General features: G+C 75.4%; 18 protein-coding genes. 10 read left to right on the top strand and 8 right to left on the bottom strand.

Going from position 1 to position 16924, the window contains the following annotated elements:
• The first annotated feature begins 104 nt into the window (after positions 1-104).
• The gene (locus GJV82_RS01445) at positions 105-2327 is read left to right on the top strand and encodes a SpoIIE family protein phosphatase (protein WP_155097971.1); all 2223 of its coding nucleotides are present in this window, start codon (positions 105-107) and stop codon (positions 2325-2327) included.
• Between the two features lie 6 nt (positions 2328-2333).
• Here the strand turns inward: GJV82_RS01445 and GJV82_RS01440 are convergent, their stop codons facing one another.
• Positions 2334-2696 carry an STAS domain-containing protein gene (locus GJV82_RS01440; protein ID WP_024839094.1) on the bottom strand — a complete coding sequence of 121 codons (363 nt, stop codon included), beginning with the start codon at positions 2694-2696 and terminating at the stop codon, positions 2334-2336.
• Between the two features lie 97 nt (positions 2697-2793).
• Positions 2794-3228 carry a DUF3151 domain-containing protein gene (locus GJV82_RS01435; RefSeq protein WP_024839093.1) on the bottom strand — a complete coding sequence of 145 codons (435 nt, stop codon included), beginning with the start codon at positions 3226-3228 and terminating at the stop codon, positions 2794-2796.
• A 269-nt stretch (positions 3229-3497) separates the two neighbouring features.
• Here GJV82_RS01435 and GJV82_RS01430 point away from each other — a divergent pair, with 269 nt between their 5' ends.
• The gene (locus tag GJV82_RS01430; protein ID WP_115941848.1) at positions 3498-4784 is read left to right on the top strand and encodes an adenylosuccinate synthase; all 1287 of its coding nucleotides are present in this window, start codon (positions 3498-3500) and stop codon (positions 4782-4784) included.
• Positions 4785-4921: 137 nt separating this feature from the next.
• The gene (purD, locus tag GJV82_RS01425; protein WP_318657152.1) at positions 4922-6244 is read left to right on the top strand and encodes a phosphoribosylamine--glycine ligase; all 1323 of its coding nucleotides are present in this window, start codon (positions 4922-4924) and stop codon (positions 6242-6244) included.
• 143 nt (positions 6245-6387) lie between these two features.
• Here purD and GJV82_RS01420 read toward each other — a convergent pair whose 3' ends face one another.
• Positions 6388-7983 (bottom strand): ricin-type beta-trefoil lectin domain protein, encoded by a 1596-nt coding sequence (locus GJV82_RS01420; protein WP_225872993.1) that lies wholly within the window; start codon positions 7981-7983, stop codon positions 6388-6390.
• 437 nt (positions 7984-8420) lie between these two features.
• Here GJV82_RS01420 and GJV82_RS01415 point away from each other — a divergent pair, with 437 nt between their 5' ends.
• Positions 8421-9335: a phosphoribosylaminoimidazolesuccinocarboxamide synthase gene (locus GJV82_RS01415; RefSeq protein WP_155098022.1), complete on the top strand. Its 915-nt coding sequence runs from the start codon at positions 8421-8423 to the stop codon at positions 9333-9335.
• A 3-nt stretch (positions 9336-9338) separates the two neighbouring features.
• On the opposite strand, the gene GJV82_RS01410 is transcribed toward GJV82_RS01415, so the two are convergent.
• A complete protein-coding gene (locus GJV82_RS01410) occupies positions 9339-9686 on the bottom strand; it encodes an HNH endonuclease signature motif containing protein (RefSeq protein WP_155097969.1) in 348 nt (115 codons plus the stop codon).
• Positions 9687-9856: 170 nt separating this feature from the next.
• Between GJV82_RS01410 and GJV82_RS01405 the strand changes: the two genes are divergently transcribed.
• The 6 genes from GJV82_RS01405 (at position 9857) to GJV82_RS01380 (ending at position 13431) form a co-directional block, all read left to right on the top strand.
• The gene (locus GJV82_RS01405) at positions 9857-10228 is read left to right on the top strand and encodes a PadR family transcriptional regulator (RefSeq protein WP_225872992.1); all 372 of its coding nucleotides are present in this window, start codon (positions 9857-9859) and stop codon (positions 10226-10228) included.
• Positions 10225-10794, top strand: a complete 570-nt coding sequence (locus GJV82_RS01400) for a hypothetical protein (protein ID WP_115941851.1) — start codon at positions 10225-10227, stop codon at positions 10792-10794. The genes GJV82_RS01405 and GJV82_RS01400 overlap by 4 nt, the downstream gene beginning before the upstream one ends.
• A gap of 177 nt (positions 10795-10971) precedes the next feature.
• Positions 10972-11259 carry a phosphoribosylformylglycinamidine synthase subunit PurS gene (gene purS / locus GJV82_RS01395; protein ID WP_024839086.1) on the top strand — a complete coding sequence of 96 codons (288 nt, stop codon included), beginning with the start codon at positions 10972-10974 and terminating at the stop codon, positions 11257-11259.
• The gene (gene purQ / locus GJV82_RS01390) at positions 11259-11978 is read left to right on the top strand and encodes a phosphoribosylformylglycinamidine synthase subunit PurQ (RefSeq protein WP_155097968.1); all 720 of its coding nucleotides are present in this window, start codon (positions 11259-11261) and stop codon (positions 11976-11978) included. Before purS ends, purQ begins: the two co-directional genes overlap by 1 nt.
• Positions 11975-13057 (top strand): GNAT family N-acetyltransferase, encoded by a 1083-nt coding sequence (locus GJV82_RS01385; protein ID WP_155097967.1) that lies wholly within the window; start codon positions 11975-11977, stop codon positions 13055-13057. Before purQ ends, GJV82_RS01385 begins: the two co-directional genes overlap by 4 nt.
• Positions 13058-13116: 59 nt before the next feature.
• The gene (locus GJV82_RS01380) at positions 13117-13431 is read left to right on the top strand and encodes a hypothetical protein (protein ID WP_155097966.1); all 315 of its coding nucleotides are present in this window, start codon (positions 13117-13119) and stop codon (positions 13429-13431) included.
• On the opposite strand, the gene GJV82_RS01375 is transcribed toward GJV82_RS01380, so the two are convergent.
• The 4 genes from GJV82_RS01375 to GJV82_RS01360 all read right to left on the bottom strand — a co-directional run bounded on the left by GJV82_RS01375 (position 13418) and on the right by GJV82_RS01360 (position 16853).
• The gene (locus GJV82_RS01375) at positions 13418-14290 is read right to left on the bottom strand and encodes an LLM class flavin-dependent oxidoreductase (RefSeq protein WP_024839082.1); all 873 of its coding nucleotides are present in this window, start codon (positions 14288-14290) and stop codon (positions 13418-13420) included. The genes GJV82_RS01380 and GJV82_RS01375 overlap by 14 nt on opposite strands.
• Positions 14291-14319: 29 nt before the next feature.
• Complete coding sequence (locus GJV82_RS01370; RefSeq protein ID WP_155097965.1) at positions 14320-15159, bottom strand: MBL fold metallo-hydrolase; 840 nt, start codon at positions 15157-15159, stop codon at positions 14320-14322.
• Complete coding sequence (locus GJV82_RS01365; protein WP_024839080.1) at positions 15156-15638, bottom strand: DUF7832 domain-containing protein; 483 nt, start codon at positions 15636-15638, stop codon at positions 15156-15158. The genes GJV82_RS01370 and GJV82_RS01365 overlap by 4 nt, the downstream gene beginning before the upstream one ends.
• A gap of 150 nt (positions 15639-15788) precedes the next feature.
• Positions 15789-16853 carry an LLM class flavin-dependent oxidoreductase gene (locus GJV82_RS01360; RefSeq protein WP_115941856.1) on the bottom strand — a complete coding sequence of 355 codons (1065 nt, stop codon included), beginning with the start codon at positions 16851-16853 and terminating at the stop codon, positions 15789-15791.
• Positions 16854-16924 lie beyond the last annotated feature (71 nt).

Here is a 16924-nt window from a genome sequence, read left to right as displayed (position 1 = left end):
GGTCTCGGGAAGCACCAATCTACGGTTGAATGTCCAGTCGGGACAGTAACGCGACCGTGGCGTCCGTATCCAGACGACCACCGCTCGGACCGCCGGAGGTGACGATGGGCAGCTCGCCGGGGCTCGGCACGGACCTGCCTGCGCACGTCCAGGAGCTGTGCACGCGTGCCATGGAGGGCGCCGGCGTCGCGATGTTCGTCACGGGTCCCCGCTCCCAGGAGATGCCGATCGTCTGGGTCAACGCCGCGTTCGAGCGGCAGACCGGGTTCGCCGCTGCCGACGTCGTGGGCCGCAGCCCCCACGTGCTCGAGTCGCTGCTCACCGAACCCGCCGAGGCGCAGGCGCTGCGCGCCGCGATCGTCGAGGAGCGCGAGATCACCCACACGGTCCGCGCCCTGCGCCGCGACGGCGCACCGGTGTGGACGCAGCTGTCGCTCGCGCCGCTGCGGGGCCCCGACGGCGCGGTCACGCACTGGGTCGGGGTGCAGGTCGACGTCTCGGAGCATCTCGAGCGCTACGCTGCCCAGGTCGCGTCGCTCGCGCTCGAACGGCGCGAGCGCGCTGTGCTCGACGTCGTGTCGCGCAGCTCCGACCTCCTCGCCGACCTCGACCAGCCGTACGCGCTGCGCGACATCACGCAGCTCCTCGCGGGCTACGTCGTCGACTGGGCGGGCTTCTACCTCAACGACGACGGCCTCCGGTTCGCCGAGGGCGTCGACACCGCCGCCCCGCCGAGCGGGCGCGGTCAGCGCCACGGCCGGTACACGCCCGGCGTGCTCCCCGCGGTGCCCGGCATGCCGACGACGGACGCGCTCGGCGACTCGGCCGCCGTCACCGGCTCGGTGCCGCGCGTGCGCCTCGTCGACGTGCCTGACCGCGTCCAGGACGTGCTCGACGGGCGCATCGAGGGACCCGTGACGCTCGACCTGTCCGCGACGTACCCGCAGTGGTCCGCCTCGGGGTGGCTCCAGCGCGACCTGCACCACCGGCTCTCGGGGCTGCCGCAGCGTCCCGGCGTCGTGACGGTCTCGGCCGTGCCGGGCCGCCGGCGCATCCTCGGCCTGCTCGTCACGGGCGACGCCCCCGACGCGCCGCCGTCGGGGCTCGGCACCGACGCGGAGGCGCGCGAGGGCGTGCACACGCTCCTGCAGGTCATCGCGCGCCGCGCGGGCACCGCGATCGACAACGTGCGGCTCTACGCGCGCGAGCACCGGCTCGCCGAGACGCTGCAGCGCGCGATGCTCCCCGAGCAGGCCGACGTCACGGGCCTCGACGTGTGGACCTACTACGCGCCGAACTCGGAGCACGCGCAGGTGGGCGGCGACTGGTACGACGTCCTGCAGATCGCGCCGGACGTCGTCGGGCTCGTCATCGGCGACGTCGTGGGCCACGACGTCGAAGCCGCGGCCGCGATGGGCCAGCTGCGGTCGGTCGTGCGGTCGTACGCGTACGAGCTGACGACGCCCGGGCCCGTGCTCGAGCGCGTCGACCAGCTCGTGCAGGGCATGCGCATCCCGCGCTCCGCGAGCCTCGTCTACGCGGCGCTCACGCAGCCGGACGCCGAACGGCCCGGCGACGCGTGGCGCATCGAGTACTCGCGCGCGGGCCACCTGCCGCCGCTCCTCCTGCGCGGCGGCACGGTCACGCAGCTCGACGACGCCGGCGGGGCGCTCGTCGGCTTCGGCGGCCGCAGCCGCTCGACGGGGACGGTCTCGCTGGCGCCGGGCGACACGCTCGTGTTCTACACCGACGGCCTCATCGAGCGCCGCGACCGCGCCCTGCGTGTCGGTCTGGAGTCGCTCGTCGCGGCGTCCGAGGCGGTCACCGCGGTCGACGCCGCGGGCGTGGGCGAGGAGCTGCTGTCCCGCCTGGCCGACGCGCCCGAGGACGACGTCGCGCTCGTCGTCGTGCGCATCCCCGACCCGCAGCGCGACGCGACGGCCGTGGTGCTCAGCCCGCGCAGCCGCCGGTGGCTCCTGCCGAGCGAGCCCGCGTCGATCGGGCGCGCGCGGCACGCCGTCGTGCGCACGTGCCAGGCGTGGGGCGTGCGCGACAGCGCGAACGCGGAGCTCGTCGTGTCCGAGCTCGTGGCGAACGGCGTGCTGCACGGGTGGGGGCACCTCGCGCTGCGCCTCTTCGACACCGGCGACGGCATCCGCGTCGAGGTCGAGGACTCGAACCCGGCCCCGCCGGTGCCCACGGACGGGCACCCGAACCGCATGGGCGGGTTCGGCATGCAGATCGTCGAGCGGCTGGCCGACTGGGGCTGGCGCCCCACGACGACGGGCAAGCTCGTGTGGGCGACGCTGCGCCCGACGAGCCGGTAGCCGGGGTCAGGCGGGCGGCTCGACCTTGGCGAAGCCCGACGGCGGCGTCGCGGGCTCGCAGCGGTGGTCGGCGTCGATGCGGAAGAGCTCGAGCGCGCCGCACACCTCGAGGACGAACAGGTCGCGGTCGTCGCAGCCGCGCAGCACCGTCGCTCCGCCGCGCTTGCGGCCCGAGTCGGCGAGCGAGATGAGGAACGCGGCCCCCGTGGAGTCCATGAACGTCACGCGGCACATGTCGATCACGAGGAGCTGACGACGCAGACCGACCACCCGCGCGGCGATCTCCGGGAACTGGTCACGCTCGGCGAGATCGAGGTCTCCGGCGATGACGAGGGTCGTCGTCGCGGGGGACGTGGCGATCTCGATCATGCTGTCGACTCTAGACGTCGCCGCAGACCCCTGCATGCGGTCGCCGTCGCTCGCCGCCGGGGCGCGCGGGACGGCCCGCAGACCGCCGCGACGCCGGTCACCGCAGCGCTCGGACCTCGTCGGCCGACGTCCCGGAGTCGCGTAGGAACTGCTCGCAACGCTCGGCCTCCTCGACCTCCCCGAGGTAGGCGGCGCACTCCGCGAGGGCGAGCAGCGCACGCAGGAAGCCCTGGTTGGGCACGTGGTCGGCCGGGATCGGGCCCTGCCCGCGCCAGCCGGCGCGGCGCAGCGCGTCCAGGCCGCGGTGGTAGCCGGTGCGCGCGAACGCGTACGCCGTCACGGCGCCGCGCGAGCCGTTCTCGTGCAGGTAGTCCTCCGCGAGGTGCGCCCACGCGAGCGGGCTCGCGGGCGTGCGGGCGGCGATCTCGTACGGGTCGCCGTCGGCGGCGATCGCGTCGCGCACGTGCGCGAAGTCGTCCGGGAGCCGGACGGGGGCGGGGCCGTCGAGGAGGTTCGCGTGCGTGTCGCTCATGGGGCCATTCTGCCCGCCCCCGGGTCGCGCGGCACCGGCGCGCCGGGACCGGTCGTGGGACGGACGCGGGCGCGCCGTGGACCCCGGACGCCCCGAAGGTCAATGGCCGGTAAACTCGGCGCCGGTCCCCGGGTGACTGCCGCCCGGGTGACGCCTCGGGCCCGCGGGCCCAGCGCCGTCGGGCACGACCTGCCCGCTCCGCTCCGGACACCGGTGCGCCCACGACCATGACCGGCCCGAGGAACAGGCAGTGCGAAAGTGGGGATTCCATGCCAGGCGTGGTGCTCGTCGGTGCCCAGTGGGGCGATGAGGGCAAGGGCAAGGCGACCGACCTCCTCGGCTCCCGGGTCGACTACGTGGTCAAGTTCAACGGCGGCAACAACGCCGGCCACACGGTCGTCATCGGCGACGAGAAGTACGCGCTCCACCTGCTGCCGTCGGGCATCCTGTCGCCGGGCGTCACGCCGGTCATCGCGAACGGCGTCGTCGTGGACATCGAGGTGCTGTTCCAGGAGCTCGACGACCTGATCTCGCGCGGCGTGGACGTCTCGCGCCTCCTCGTGTCGGGGTCGGCGCACGTCATCGCCGGCTACCACCGCACGATCGACAAGGTGAGCGAGCGGTTCCTCGGCAAGCGCCGCATCGGCACCACCGGCCGCGGGATCGGGCCGGCGTACGCGGACAAGATCAACCGCGTCGGCATCCGCATCTGGGACCTGTTCGACGAGAAGATCCTCGCGGAGAAGATCGAGGGTGCGCTCGACCAGAAGAACCACCTGCTGGTGAAGGTGTACAACCGCCGCGCGATCACGGTCGACGAGACCGTGTCCGAGCTCCTTCAGTACGCGGACCGGCTCAAGCCGATGGTCGCGGACACGGCGCTCGAGCTGAACAAGGCCCTCGACGCGGGCAAGAACGTCCTGTTCGAGGGCGGCCAGGCGACGATGCTCGACGTCGACCACGGCACCTACCCGTTCGTCACGTCGTCCAACGCGACGGCGGGCGGCGCGCTCACGGGCTCCGGCGTCGGGCCGACGCGTGTCACGTCCGTCATCGGCGTCATCAAGGCGTACACGACGCGCGTGGGCGAGGGCCCGTTCCCGACCGAGCTGTTCGACGCGAACGGCGAGTACCTGCTCAAGCAGGGCGGCGAGTACGGCGTGACGACCGGCCGTGCGCGTCGCTGCGGCTGGTACGACTCCGTCATCGCGCGCTACGCGACCCGCGTCAACGGCATCACGGACATGGTGCTCACCAAGCTCGACATCCTCACGGGCTTCGAGAAGATCCCGGTCTGCGTCGCGTACGACGTCGACGGCGTCCGCTACGACGAGATGCCGCTCGACCAGACGGCGTTCCACCACGCGAAGCCGATCTACGAGGAGCTCGACGGCTGGGCGGAGGACATCTCCGGCGCGCGCACGTTCGAGGACCTGCCCGTCAACGCGCAGCGCTACGTGCACGCGCTGGAGGAGATGTCGGGCACGCGGATGTCGGCCATCGGGGTGGGCCCGAGCCGCGACGCGATCATCCCGCGGCACGACCTCATCCACTGAGGCCATCCCGTCGCGCCACGTCCGCGCCCCACCGGTCCCCGGACCGGTGGGGCGCCGTCGCGTCCGGCCCGGGCCGGGCACCGGGAGCTGTGAGACGCCGACCGGGGGAGAGGGGCGCGTCGGTAGACTCGACGCCCGTGAAGATCCTCGTCGTCGGGACCGGTGCCCGCGAGCACGCCATCGTCCACGCCCTCGCGCACGAGGCCGACCGCACCGGCGCGGAGCCGCACGAGCTGCACGCCGCGCCGGGCAACCCCGGGATCGGGGAGCTCGCGACGCTCCACGCGGTCGACCAGAACGACGGCGCCGCGGTCGCGGCCCTCGCGACCGGCCTCGGCGTCGACCTCGTGGTCGTCGGCCCGGAGGCCCCGCTCGTCGCGGGCGTGGGCGACGCCGTCCGCGAGGCCGGGATCCCCGTGTTCGGCCCGAGCGCCGAGGCGGCGCGCCTCGAGGGCTCGAAGGCGTTCGCGAAGGACGTCATGGCGGCCGCGTCCGTGCCGACGGCGCTCGCGCACGTGTGCACCGACGTCGACCAGGTCGCTGCGGCGGTCGACGCGTTCGGCGCCCCCTACGTCATCAAGGACGACGGCCTCGCCGCGGGCAAGGGCGTCGTCGTCACCGAGGACCGCCAGGCCGCGCTCGACCACGCCGCGGCGTGCTTCGCGACGCCGCGCCGCGCGGTGGACGGCACGCCCGAGGACCCGCGCGTCGTCGTCGAGGAGTACCTCGACGGGCCCGAGGTCTCGCTCTTCTGCGTGAGCGACGGCGCGACCGTCGTCCCGCTCGCGCCCGCGCAGGACTTCAAGCGCGCGTTCGACGCCGACGCCGGCCCGAACACGGGCGGCATGGGCGCCTACTCCCCGCTGCCGTGGGCGCCCGAGGGCCTCGTCGACGAGGTCGTGACGCGCGTCGCGCAGCCGACGATCGACGAGATGGCGCGCCGCGGCACCCCGTTCGTCGGCGTGCTGTACGTCGGGCTCGCGCTGACGAGCCGCGGCACGCGCGTCGTCGAGTTCAACGCGCGGTTCGGGGACCCCGAGACGCAGTCGGTGCTCACGCGCCTCGCGACGCCGCTGTCCGCCGTCATGCTCGCGGCGGCGCAGGGCCGCCTCGCCGAGCTCGGGTCGCTCCGCTGGCACGACGACGCGTCGGTCACCGTCGTCGTGGCCGCGCACGGCTACCCGGGCGCCGTCCGGTCCGGCGACCCGATCACGGGCATCGACGCGGCAGAGGAGGTCGAGGGCGTGCACGTGCTCCACGCGGGCACCGCGCGCACGGACGACGGCGGCCTCGTCGCCGCGGGCGGTCGCGTGCTGTCGGTCGTGGCGCGCGGCGCCGACCTCGCCGAGGCGCGCCGCCGGGCCTACGCCGCGGTCGACCGCATCGTGCTCCCCGGCTCGCACCACCGCAGCGACATCGCCGCCAAGGCCGCCGCGGGCGAGGTCACGCTCGCGGGCTGACGCCCGCCGTCGGGCCGCCCGCCCGACCCCGACGCGCCCGGGCGCCCGTCGAGCACGACCTCTCCCGCCGTCGAACACGACATGGCGGTCGCTTTCACGCTGATAACGACCGCCATGTCGTGTTCGGCGCCCTGGGGGTCCTGTCAGGCTCGGTGCCACTTCTGGGCCGCGGTGCCGTTGCACGTCCAGATCTGGAGCTTCGTCCCGTCGGTGCTGTTGCTGCTCGGCACGTCGACGCACTTGTTCGCGAGGACGGACACGAGGTCGCCCGCGCCGCTCAGCACGAACTGCTGGGCGGGGTGGCCGCTGCAGTTCGCGAGCTGGACGGCGGTCCCGTCGGCCGTGGCGGCCCAGGCCACGTCCATGCACTTGCCGCCCGCGCGGACCGTGCCGTCGGACTCGAACGTCCACCGCTGGGCGTTCGTGCCGTTGCACGTCCAGAGCTGCAGCCGCTTGCCGTCGCTGAAGTCGGAGCCCGGCACGTCGATGCACTTGCCCGCGAGCCCGACGAGCGCGCTGCCCGACCCGCCGCCGGTCGTGACGAGCGACAGCCCGTACGCCGAGAGGATCGGGTTGACGGGCTGGTAGATGAACTTGCCGCCGTTGGAGCAGTCGTTGATGCGGCCCGAGGTCACGCCCTGCGCCTGGTTCCCCGAGATCACGGAGCCGCCCGAGTCGCCGCCCTCGGCGCACGCGCTGCCGCGCACGAGGCCGGGGATGTCGCCGTTGCCGTAGTTCACGGTGATGTTCTTCTGCTCGATGACGCCGCAGCGCCAGCCCGTCGTCGCGCCGGAGCGGCAGACGGACGCGCCCACCGGCGCCTCGGCGGACCCGGCGACGTCGACCGTGCCGCCCGCGTAGTTGTTGACCCGCGGGACGGGGGAGAACCCGGCGTCGACGCGCACCCAGGCGTAGTCGTGGCCGGGGAACGATGCCGCCTGGACGGTGCCCATGCGCGCCCAGCCCGCCGTGAGCACCTCCTTGCCCGCGGCGCCGCAGTGCCCGGCCGTGACGAAGCCGCCCTGGACGGCGAAGCCGATCGAGCACGCCGACCCCGACGACGCGCCCGGGTCGCGGGTGATGTACCGGTCGCCGCCGCGCACGTCGGCCGTGAGCTCGTACGGCGCGTCGACGACCTCGGTGCGGACGGCGGCCGGGTCGACCCCCGAGGCCGCGACGAACGCCTCCGCAGCGGCCGGGTCGAGCGACTCGACGACGACCTCGTTCGTCGTCACGTCGACGTACCAGGCCTGGACGGCGTCGGGCGTCGACACCTGGTCCAGCCCGGTGGCGACGGCGTCGAGCTCGGCGAGGCCGCGCTCCACGACGACGGCCTCGGCGCCCGCCGCCTCGACCTCGGGGACCGCGGCCGGGTCGGTGACGGCGACGACGGGCGTCGCGGCGTCGGCGTCGACCCACGTGCCGGCGTACGCCGCGCCCAGGCCGCCGCTCAGTGCCTGCTCGACGGCGCCGGTCGCGGCGTCGAGCGCGAGGCGGTCCGCGACGCCGGCCGCGTCGAGGCCCAGGTCGCGCTCGAGCGCGTGGAGCTGGCCGGGGGACAGATCGTCAGGACTCGGGACGGGCCCGGCGAGCAGCGCGGGGACCGCGCTCCCGGCGGACGTCGGGGTGCCGGCGGGTGCGCTCGCGCTCGCGGCCGTCGCGAGCCCGACGCTCGCGACGACCACCCCGATCCCGCTTGCTAGCGCTGTCAGGCGATGGTGCATCGTGCCGTGGTGCATCGTTGCCTCCTCGGTGCGGATGTCGACCCCGCCGTCGTCGGCCGGGCCGGGACAGCGGTGCAGGCGCCCCCGAGGGGGTCGCTCCGATGCAGGCCCCCGACGGTGAGGGAGCGCTCCCACGACCGTCCTGACGGCACAGTAGCGGCTTCGGCGGCGTTCGTCGCGCCGGGCTCGGCGGTGGTCGCGGTCCCGTGCCGTCGGGCGAGGCGTCTCGGCGCCGTCCGAGGGGCCGCCGGGACGGGACGCCGGTTCGAGCCGCCAGGTCGGACCGCCGGTCCGGCGAGGCAGGCTGACAGGCTGACCGACCGGTCGTCGGACATCGTGCCGCGCCCGCGACGGCCGGTGCGAGACTAGGGGCCGTGACCGACACCCCTCTCGACCCTGCCTCGGCCCTCTCGCTCGGCGAGGCCGACGCCCTCGACACGGCGGCGCTCGACCTGCCCGGCTGGACGCACGTGTACTCCGGCAAGGTGCGCGACCTCTACGAGCCGGACCTGCCCGCGCTCGGCGGCGTGCACCCGCTCGGCGACGTGGTGCTCGTCGTCGCGAGCGACCGCGTCAGCGCGTACGACCACGTGCTCTCGCCCGGTATCCCGGACAAGGGGGTCGTCCTCACGCAGCTCAGCCTGTGGTGGTTCGAGCAGCTCGCCGACCTCGTGCCGAACCACGTCGTGTCGACCGAGGTGTCGTCGGAGCCGGGCGACGGACTCGTGCCCGACGTCGTCGCCGGGCGCGCGATGATCTGCCGCCGCCTCGACATGTTCCCCGTCGAGTGCGTGGCGCGCGGCTACCTCACCGGCTCCGGGCTCGTCGAGTACCGCGCCCGGGGCGAGGTCTGCGGCGTCCCGCTGCCGGACGGTCTCGTGGACGGGTCGCGCCTGCCCGAGCCGATCTTCACGCCCGCGACCAAGGCGGCCGTCGGCGAGCACGACGAGAACGTCTCGTTCGACGTGGTCGCCGCGCAGATCGGCCTCGACGACGCCACGCGCCTGCGCGACCTCACGCTCGCGGTCTACGCGCGCGCCGAGCAGGTCGCGCGCGAGCGCGGCGTGATCCTCGCGGACACGAAGCTCGAGTTCGGCGTCGACCCCACGACCGGCGAGACGGTCCTCGGCGACGAGGTGCTGACGCCGGACTCGTCGCGGTTCTGGCCCGCGGACCAGTGGGAGCCGGGCCGTGCGCAGCCAAGCTTCGACAAGCAGTACGTGCGCGACTGGCTCACGTCGCCCGCCTCCGGGTGGGACCGCGCGTCGGACACCCCGCCGCCGTCGCTGCCGGCCGACGTCGTCGCCCGGACCCGCGCGCGCTACCTCGAGGCGTACGAGCGGCTCACGGGCTCGCCCCTCGGCTGAGCGTCACGCGCTCCGCGCGGCGCCCGGGCGGACGTACGTGTGCCCGCTGGGCGCCGTCCACCGGACCGCGCCGTCGGCGAGCAGGGCCGGGCGCCAGCCGTCGCGGGCGCGCACCACGCGGTGGTGCCGGCACAGCGCGACGAGGTTGCCCGCCTCCTGCGCGGCCTCCCACACGTCGTCGTCCGCTCCCGGCCGCGGCGCGACGACGTGGTCGAGGTCGCACCGGAACGCCGGGACGCGGCACCCCGGGAACACGCACGTCGCGTCGCGCACGAGCACGCGCGCGACGGTCTGCGGCGACGGGCGCGTCCTCGGACGGTCCGCCGGGACGGGGACGAGCGGTGCTGGCACGCGGGACCTCCCTGCGCCTCGGGCCGGATTCGTGCGAGGGCGGGGAAGGGGCAGGACCCCGCCCTCGCACCGTGCCGAGCGTGCGTCTCGAACACGTGTTCGACTCTAGCCCGACCTGCCGACACGGTCGAGGGCTTGCCTTATAACTCGTCACTCGATATATATCGTCCATGACCCGTTCCTCGGCCTTCCGCATGACCGAGCAGGCCTATCTCGTCCTGCTCGCCCTCAGCGGCGAGGCGCTGCACGGCTACGCCGTGATCAAGACCGTGCGCGAGCTGTCCGACGGCCGGACCCGCCTCGGAGCGGGCACCCTGTACGGCAACCTCGACCGTCTGGTCGCGGCCGGGCTGGTGGAGGCGGCGGGCGAGGAGGTCGTGGAGGGTCGGCTGCGGCGCTACTACAGGGCCACCGACACCGGGCGTCGCGCCGCCCGTGCCGAGACGCTGCGCCTCGCCGAGCTCGCGGAGCGCGCGCGGCGGTCCCTCGACGGTCGCGGACCGGAGGCGTCCGGCGCGGGCCTCGCGGGGACCGGAGCATGACCGCCGGCCGGGCGAGCCGGTACGAGCGGTCCGCGCGGTTCTGGCTGCACGCCTACCCGCGACGATGGCGCGACCGCCACGGCGAGGAGGCGCTCGCGCTCCTCCTCGACCTCGACGACGCGTCGGGCGCCGACGACGCGCACGCCGGGATCGGCGCCCGCGAGGCGTGGGGCCTCGTGCGCGCCGGATGGGCGCTGCGGTGGCGCGAGCACCCCCCGTTCGGGCGCTGGCTGCTCTACCGCGCGTTCGACGTCCGCCTCCCCGCGCGGTACTGGTGGTGGGTCGCGGACGACATCCACGGGCCGCTCTACCCCTGGCGCGTGACCCTGGGCAGCCTGGGGACCGCGCTGGCCGTCTTCTACGGGTGGCCCGTCCTGTCTCACGTCCTCTTCTCGAACGACGTGACCCGGCCGGAGCCCTGGTACGCGGCGGTCTGGTGCGCGGTCAGCCTCGGAACGGGGTTCGTGTTCCGGCGGTCCCACGTCGCGCGGGCGTGGCGCAAGCACGTCCTCCTCGGCAACATCCCCGTCGAGCCGCCGGACCCGCCGCGCGCCGCCGCCGGCTGAGCGCGCGCCCAGGCCGCGGACGGCCGACGAGAAGGGTGCGCGCGCCCGGTAGACTGGGCGCGGAATCCCGCCGTCGGCTCCCGCTCGTCCCGTCGCACCGGGCGTCCTCGACGCCCGTGACGTGGGCCGGGATCCCGGAGCCCCGGCCCTCCCGAACACTCTCGCCAAGGAGCCCCCGTGGGACGCGTCGTCGTCGAGGTCATGCCCAAGCCCGAGATCCTGGACCCGCAGGGCAAGGCCGTCGTCGGGGCGCTGCCGCGCCTCGGGTTCACCCAGTTCACGTCGGTCCGCCAGGGCAAGCGGTTCGAGCTCGAGGTCGACGGCGAGGTCACGCCGGAGGTCCTCGCCGCCGCCGAGCAGGCCGCGGTCACGCTCCTGTCGAACCCGGTGATCGAGGACGTCGTGCGCGTCGCCGACATCGAGGCCGACGCCGCCGCGACCGTCACGTCCCAGGGCCTCGCCTGATGACCGCCTCGGCTCTCGCGACGGCCAAGGTCGGTGTCGTCACGTTCCCCGGCACCCTCGACGACCGCGACGCGGCGCGCGCGGTGCGCCTCGCGGGCGGCGAGGCCGTGTCGCTGTGGCACGCGGACGCGGACCTGCACGGCGTGGACGCCGTCGTCCTGCCCGGCGGCTTCTCGTACGGCGACTACCTGCGCGCGGGCGCGATCAGCCGCTTCGCGCCGGTCATGGAGTCGGTCGTCGACGCGGCGAAGGGCGGTATGCCCGTCCTCGGCATCTGCAACGGCTTCCAGATCCTCACCGAGGCGCACCTGCTCCCGGGGTCGATGGTCAAGAACGACCACCTGCACTTCGTGTGCCGCGAGCAGGTCCTCGTGGTCGAGAACGCGGACACGGCGTGGACGCGCGACTACGCGGCCGGCCAGCGCATCACGGTCCCGTTGAAGAACCAGGACGGCCAGTTCGTCGCGGACGACCGGACTCTCGACGAGCTCGAGGCCGAGGGCCGGGTCGTCTTCCGCTACGAGGGCTGGAACCCGAACGGGTCGCGCCGCGGCATCGCGGGCATCACCAACGCCGCGGGCAACGTCGTGGGCCTCATGCCGCACCCCGAGCACGCCGTCGAGGCGGGCTTCGGCCCCGCGAGCGAGGCCGGGCCCCGCGCCGGGACCGACGGTCTCGGCTTCTTCACGTCCGTCCTGGGCTCGCTCGTCCGGGCGTGACCTCGGCGCACGTCCTGCCCGACGACGTCGCGCGGCCGGCGCCGGGCGTCACCGTGACCGCGGTCGCCGGGGACGACCCGGCGGCCGAGCGGATGCGCGCGCGGCAGCAGGCCGAGATCGCCGCGCGCTACGGCTCGCCGGACGCGGGCGAGTTCGTGGCGGAGACGGCCGTCGCGAACCTCGTGGTTCGCGACGCGGGCGATCCGGTCGCCTTCGTCGCGCTGCGCGACGTCTCGGGGGAGCCCGACGGGCGCGGCGGCGTCCACCCGCCGCGGACCGGTGAGGTCAAGCGGCTGTGGGTCGAGCCGGAGCACCGCGGGCGCGGGCACGCGCGCACCGCGATGCGGGCCGCGCACCGGCGCGCGATGGCGGCAGGCCTGGAGCGCGTCGTCCTCGAGACGGGGACGCTCCAGCCCGAGTCGATCGACCTGTACCTCTCGCTCGGCTACGCGCCCACCGAGTCGTACGGACACTACGCGGGCGACCCGCTCTCGCGCTGCTTCGTGCTCGACCTGCCCACCGACGCGCCCGCGGCGCCGGCACCGGACCTCGCGCCCGCGGCGGCCCCGGACCTCCCGCGCACGGACGTCGAGCTGCGCGCCGTCGCGTGGGACGACCCCGACGCGGCCGCGCTGCGCCGTGAGATGCACGAGACGTCGTCGGCCGTGCTCTACCCCGAGCTGTTCGCCGGCCTCGAGAGCGCGGGCGGGTTCGACGCGCTCGACGCCCGCACGGGCGAGCACGTCGTCGCGACCCTCGTCGCGTACCGGGAGGGCGACCCGCTCGGGTGCGCGTCGCTGCGCGTCCCCGCACCGGGGGCGCCTGCGGACGCGCTCGAGGTGAAGAAGGTCTTCGTGCGGGAGCGGGCCCGCCGCACGGGCACGGGGCGAGCGCTCGTCGTCGGGCTCGAGGGGGTCGCGCGCGAGCGCGGGGCAGCGACGCTCTTGCTGGAGACCGGCATCCGCCAGCCCGGCGCGATCGCGTTGTACCGCTCGCTCGGCTTCCGGGCGGTGCGGGCCTTCCCACCGTACGACGAGGACAACCCCGTCGCCCTGTGCTTCGCCAAGCCCTTGACCTGAGGCCATGTGACCGGGCTGTCGGATATGCCCGCGCTGTCCCGTCCCGGTAGGGTGGGCGCGTGTTCCCCCTCGCGAACGGTGCCCACTCCGCTGCCTCGGCCGTCCTGGAGCTCCTCGCCTGGGTCTCCGCCGTCGCCGCCCGCGTGCCGGGCCGCCTCGGCGTGATCGCCGGCGAGGTGCGCCAGACCGCGGTCGAGTGGGGTCTGCCCGTGCGCGAGGTGTCCGACCTCTACGCCGCGTTCCCGGGTCGCCTCGCGCTCGCGGTCGGCGCGGTCGCGCTCGTGTGCGCGGTCGTCGCCCTGGTCCACGCGCTGCGCGAGCGTCGCGACGACGCCTCGCCCGACGCCCGCGCGTCGCACGTCAGCGGGCGCTGAGCAGCGGCGCGACCTCCCGCCCGAGGAACCGCACGAAGCCCTCGACGTCGGGCTCGTCCGCTGTCGGCTGGATCGCCACGGCCGTCGCCCCGGCGTCGGCGAGCGCCCCGACCGCCGTCGCGAGCGCCTGCGCGTCTCCCGCGGCGCCGACGCCCTGACCCGGCTCACGCCCCCACAGCGGGACCTCGCGGTCCACGCGGTCCTGCGCGTGGGGGCCCGTCGCGGCGATGAGCGTCGCGTGCACGTCGAAGCCCTCCCCGGCGCCGCCGTCGCGGGCCGCCTCGACCGCGCCGCGCACGTCGTCCGGGGTGAGCGCGTTCGCGAGGATGAGGCCGTCGCCCAGCTCGCCCGCGAGCGCGAGCGACCGCGGGCCGACGCCGCCGAGCCACAGCGGCACCGGCTCGGTGGGCGGCCAGTCGAGACGCACGCGGTCGAGCGTCACGTACCGGCCCGACGTCGTGACCTCCTCGCCCGCGAGAAGGCGGCGCAGCGCGGTGGTGTGCTCGCGGAGGAGCGTCAGCGGCGACGCGACGCGCACCCCGGCCTGACCCATCCAGTCCTGGACGCCGTGCCCGACGCCCGGGACGAGCCGCCCGGGGAACGTGCGGGCGAGCGTCGCGACCTCCATCGCCGTGACGGCCGTGCTGCGCAGCGGGGCGGGCATGAGCCCGATGCCGACCCGCAGGCGGTCGGTCCACGCGAGCGCCGCGGCCGCGGAGGCGAGGCCCGACTGCTTGAAGCAGTCCTCCCACACCCACAGGTCGTCGAGCCCCGCCTCCTCGGCGGTCGTGGCGAGCCGCCGCAGGGTCTCGGGGGCGTGGGTCGGGACGTACGCGATGCCGAGTCGTGGAGTGGTCATCCCGCCATGCTGCCCGCGGCCACCGACACTCAGCGGTCGTCCGCGGGGCCCGTGCCCGGGCGACCGTCGGTGGCCGCGAGGTGGGCGAGCTGGGCCGTGACGGACTGCCGGGCCGCGCCGCGGACCGACGGGTCGACGTCGGCGTAGACGTGCGCGACGACCCGGTCCACCGCGTCGGGCGCGGCCGGGTCGAGCCCGAGGCCGGCGAGCGCCGCCCGGACCTGGGCGAGGCGCTCGTGCCGGTGCGCGCGGTAGGCGCGCACGCGCTGCCCGAGGTCGTCGACCACCGGTCCGTGCCCGGGCAGACCGGTCGCCGGCCCGGGCACCGCCCGGGTCGCGACGGCCTCCAGCGCGTCGAGGCTCGCGAGGTAGTCCCCGAGCGACCCGTCGGGCTCGGCGATGACCGTCGTGCCCGTGCCGAGCACGGTGTCGCCGGTGAGCACCGTGCCGCCCGGGTCGTCGTCGGGCAGGACCAGGCAGACCGAGTCGGCGGTGTGGCCCGGCGTGGCGAGCACCTCGATCCGCAGGCCCGCGGCGCGGATCGTCTCACCGCCGCGCAGCGGGGCACCACCGTGGCAGTGGTCGGGGTCGGCGGCGCGCACCGGCGCGCCCGTGCGCGCCCGCAGCCCGGGCGAGCCCGCCGTGTGGTCGGCGTGACGGTGCGTGACGAGCACGAGCTCCACCGGCCCCGCCGCGGCCAGCGCGTCCAGGTGCGCGGCGTCGTCCGGGCCCGGGTCCACCACGACGCACGACGCCGAACCGGGCGCGCGCAGCACGTACGACCGCGTGCCGTCGAGCGTCATGGGCCCGGGGTTGTCCGCGCGCAGGACCGCGGCCAGGCGCGTGACGGGCTCCGGGACCGTCGTCATCCGGCGCGGTGCCGCAGCACGGACGGGCGGCCCTCGTCGTCCCACTGGGAGAAGCGCGCGTCGACGAGCGGCCCCACGAGGTCGTACGTCTCCCACGTGTCGGGGACGCGGTACACGTCCTCGGGCTCGCCGTCGCCCGGGCTCACCGCGTCGACGTAGTCCTCGAGGTACAGGCCGCCCTCGTCCACGTCCCCCGCGTAGTACGCGCTCGCGAACGCCGCGCCCGCCTCGTCGAGGTCCTCGGCGAGGAGCTTGCCGTCGCACAGGTCGAGCACGAACGCGCCCGGCGTCGTCGTGCGCTCGCGCAGCGCCGCGACGTCGTCGGCCGCGTCCTCGGCGAGCCCGTCGGAGACGTGCCCGGCGAGCACCGCCCACGCGAGGAACATGCCGATGTGCGTCGCGCCCGCCTCCGGGCCGGCCTCGGGCGGGTAGCCCTCGCCCTCGGAGTGCCAGGACGCGTCGTCGAACTTCGTCGTCATGCGCGCGACGCTACCCCGTCGCACCGACCACGGGGGCCCTGCCCACCACGGGTGGGTCCTGCCGACCGAGAGTGGGTCCTGCCGACCGGGGGTGGGCGGCCGGGGCCAGGTCCGGCCGGTCGGACCGCCCTGCCCGACGGCGGCCTCGCGTCAGGCGGCGAGGTCGCCCGCGAGCTCCTCGGCCAGGAGCTCGAGCGTCCGAGCCCGTCCCGGCGTCGAGTCGAGCGCCTCGTCCGCGCGCGACGCCGCGACGGGCACGAGCATGACCTCGTCGACCCCGTGCCGCTCGGCGAGCCGGCGGACCTCCGCGGCCGCGGCGTCGGGCGTCCCGACGGCCCAGCGGCGCAGGCCGTCCTCGACCATCTGCGCGGCCATGCCGTCGAGCGGTGCGGCCTGCGCCTCCTCCACGGTCTCGAGCGCGGTGAGGGGCTGGCCCGTGCGCAGGCGCGCCATCATGCGGGCCTGCGGGAGCGCGCGGGCGCGCGCCTCGTCCTCCGTCTCGGCGACGACCGCGTTGAGCGTGAGGAACGTGCGCGGCTCGGGGAACGCCTCGCTCGGGCGGTACCCCTCGCGGTAGAGGGCGAGGATCTCGTCGACGCCCTGGCCCGAGAAGTGGTTCGCGAACACGTAGGGGAGCCCGAGCTCGGCCGCGAGGCGCGCCGAGTAGTCGCTCGACCCGAGGAGCCACACCGTCGGGGCGCCCTCGGCCGCGGGCGTCGCGTGCACGTCGTAGACCTGGCCGCTCGTGAGCCGCAGGGTGGCGCCCTGCGGGCTCATGAGCGCGAGGATGTCCGTCACGTGCTGCGGGAAGCGGTCCACGTCGGCCGTCGGGCCGGTGACCCGCAGGAGCTGGGTGACCACGGGGTCGGAGCCGGGGGCGCGGCCGATGCCGAGGTCGATGCGCCCGGGCGCGATCGCCTCGAGCGCCGCGAACTGCTCCGCCACGACGAGCGGTGCGTGGTTGGGCAGCATCACGCCGCCCGAGCCGACGCGGATCCGGTCCGTCATGGACGCCGCCGCGGCGATCATCACGGGCGGCGTCGAGGCCGCGACCGCGGGCATGTTGTGGTGCTCCGCGAACCAGTAGCGCTCGAACCCGAGGCGGTCGGCGAGGCGGACGAGGTCGAGCGACGCCCGCACCGCCTGGGTGCTGGTCTGGCCGGAGCGGACGGGCACGAGGTCGAGGACGGACAGGCGAGGGGTGTGGGTGCTCACCCTGGTGCCAACCGGCGACGGGCACGCCTCATTCCCCCGGGGCGGCGTGGACGGCGCGGACCGACGGATCC

It is taken from the genome of Cellulosimicrobium composti, assembly GCF_009711085.1.
Lineage (GTDB): Bacteria > Actinomycetota > Actinomycetes > Actinomycetales > Cellulomonadaceae > Cellulosimicrobium > Cellulosimicrobium composti.
This window is presented reverse-complemented; position numbering and strand designations above follow the sequence as displayed.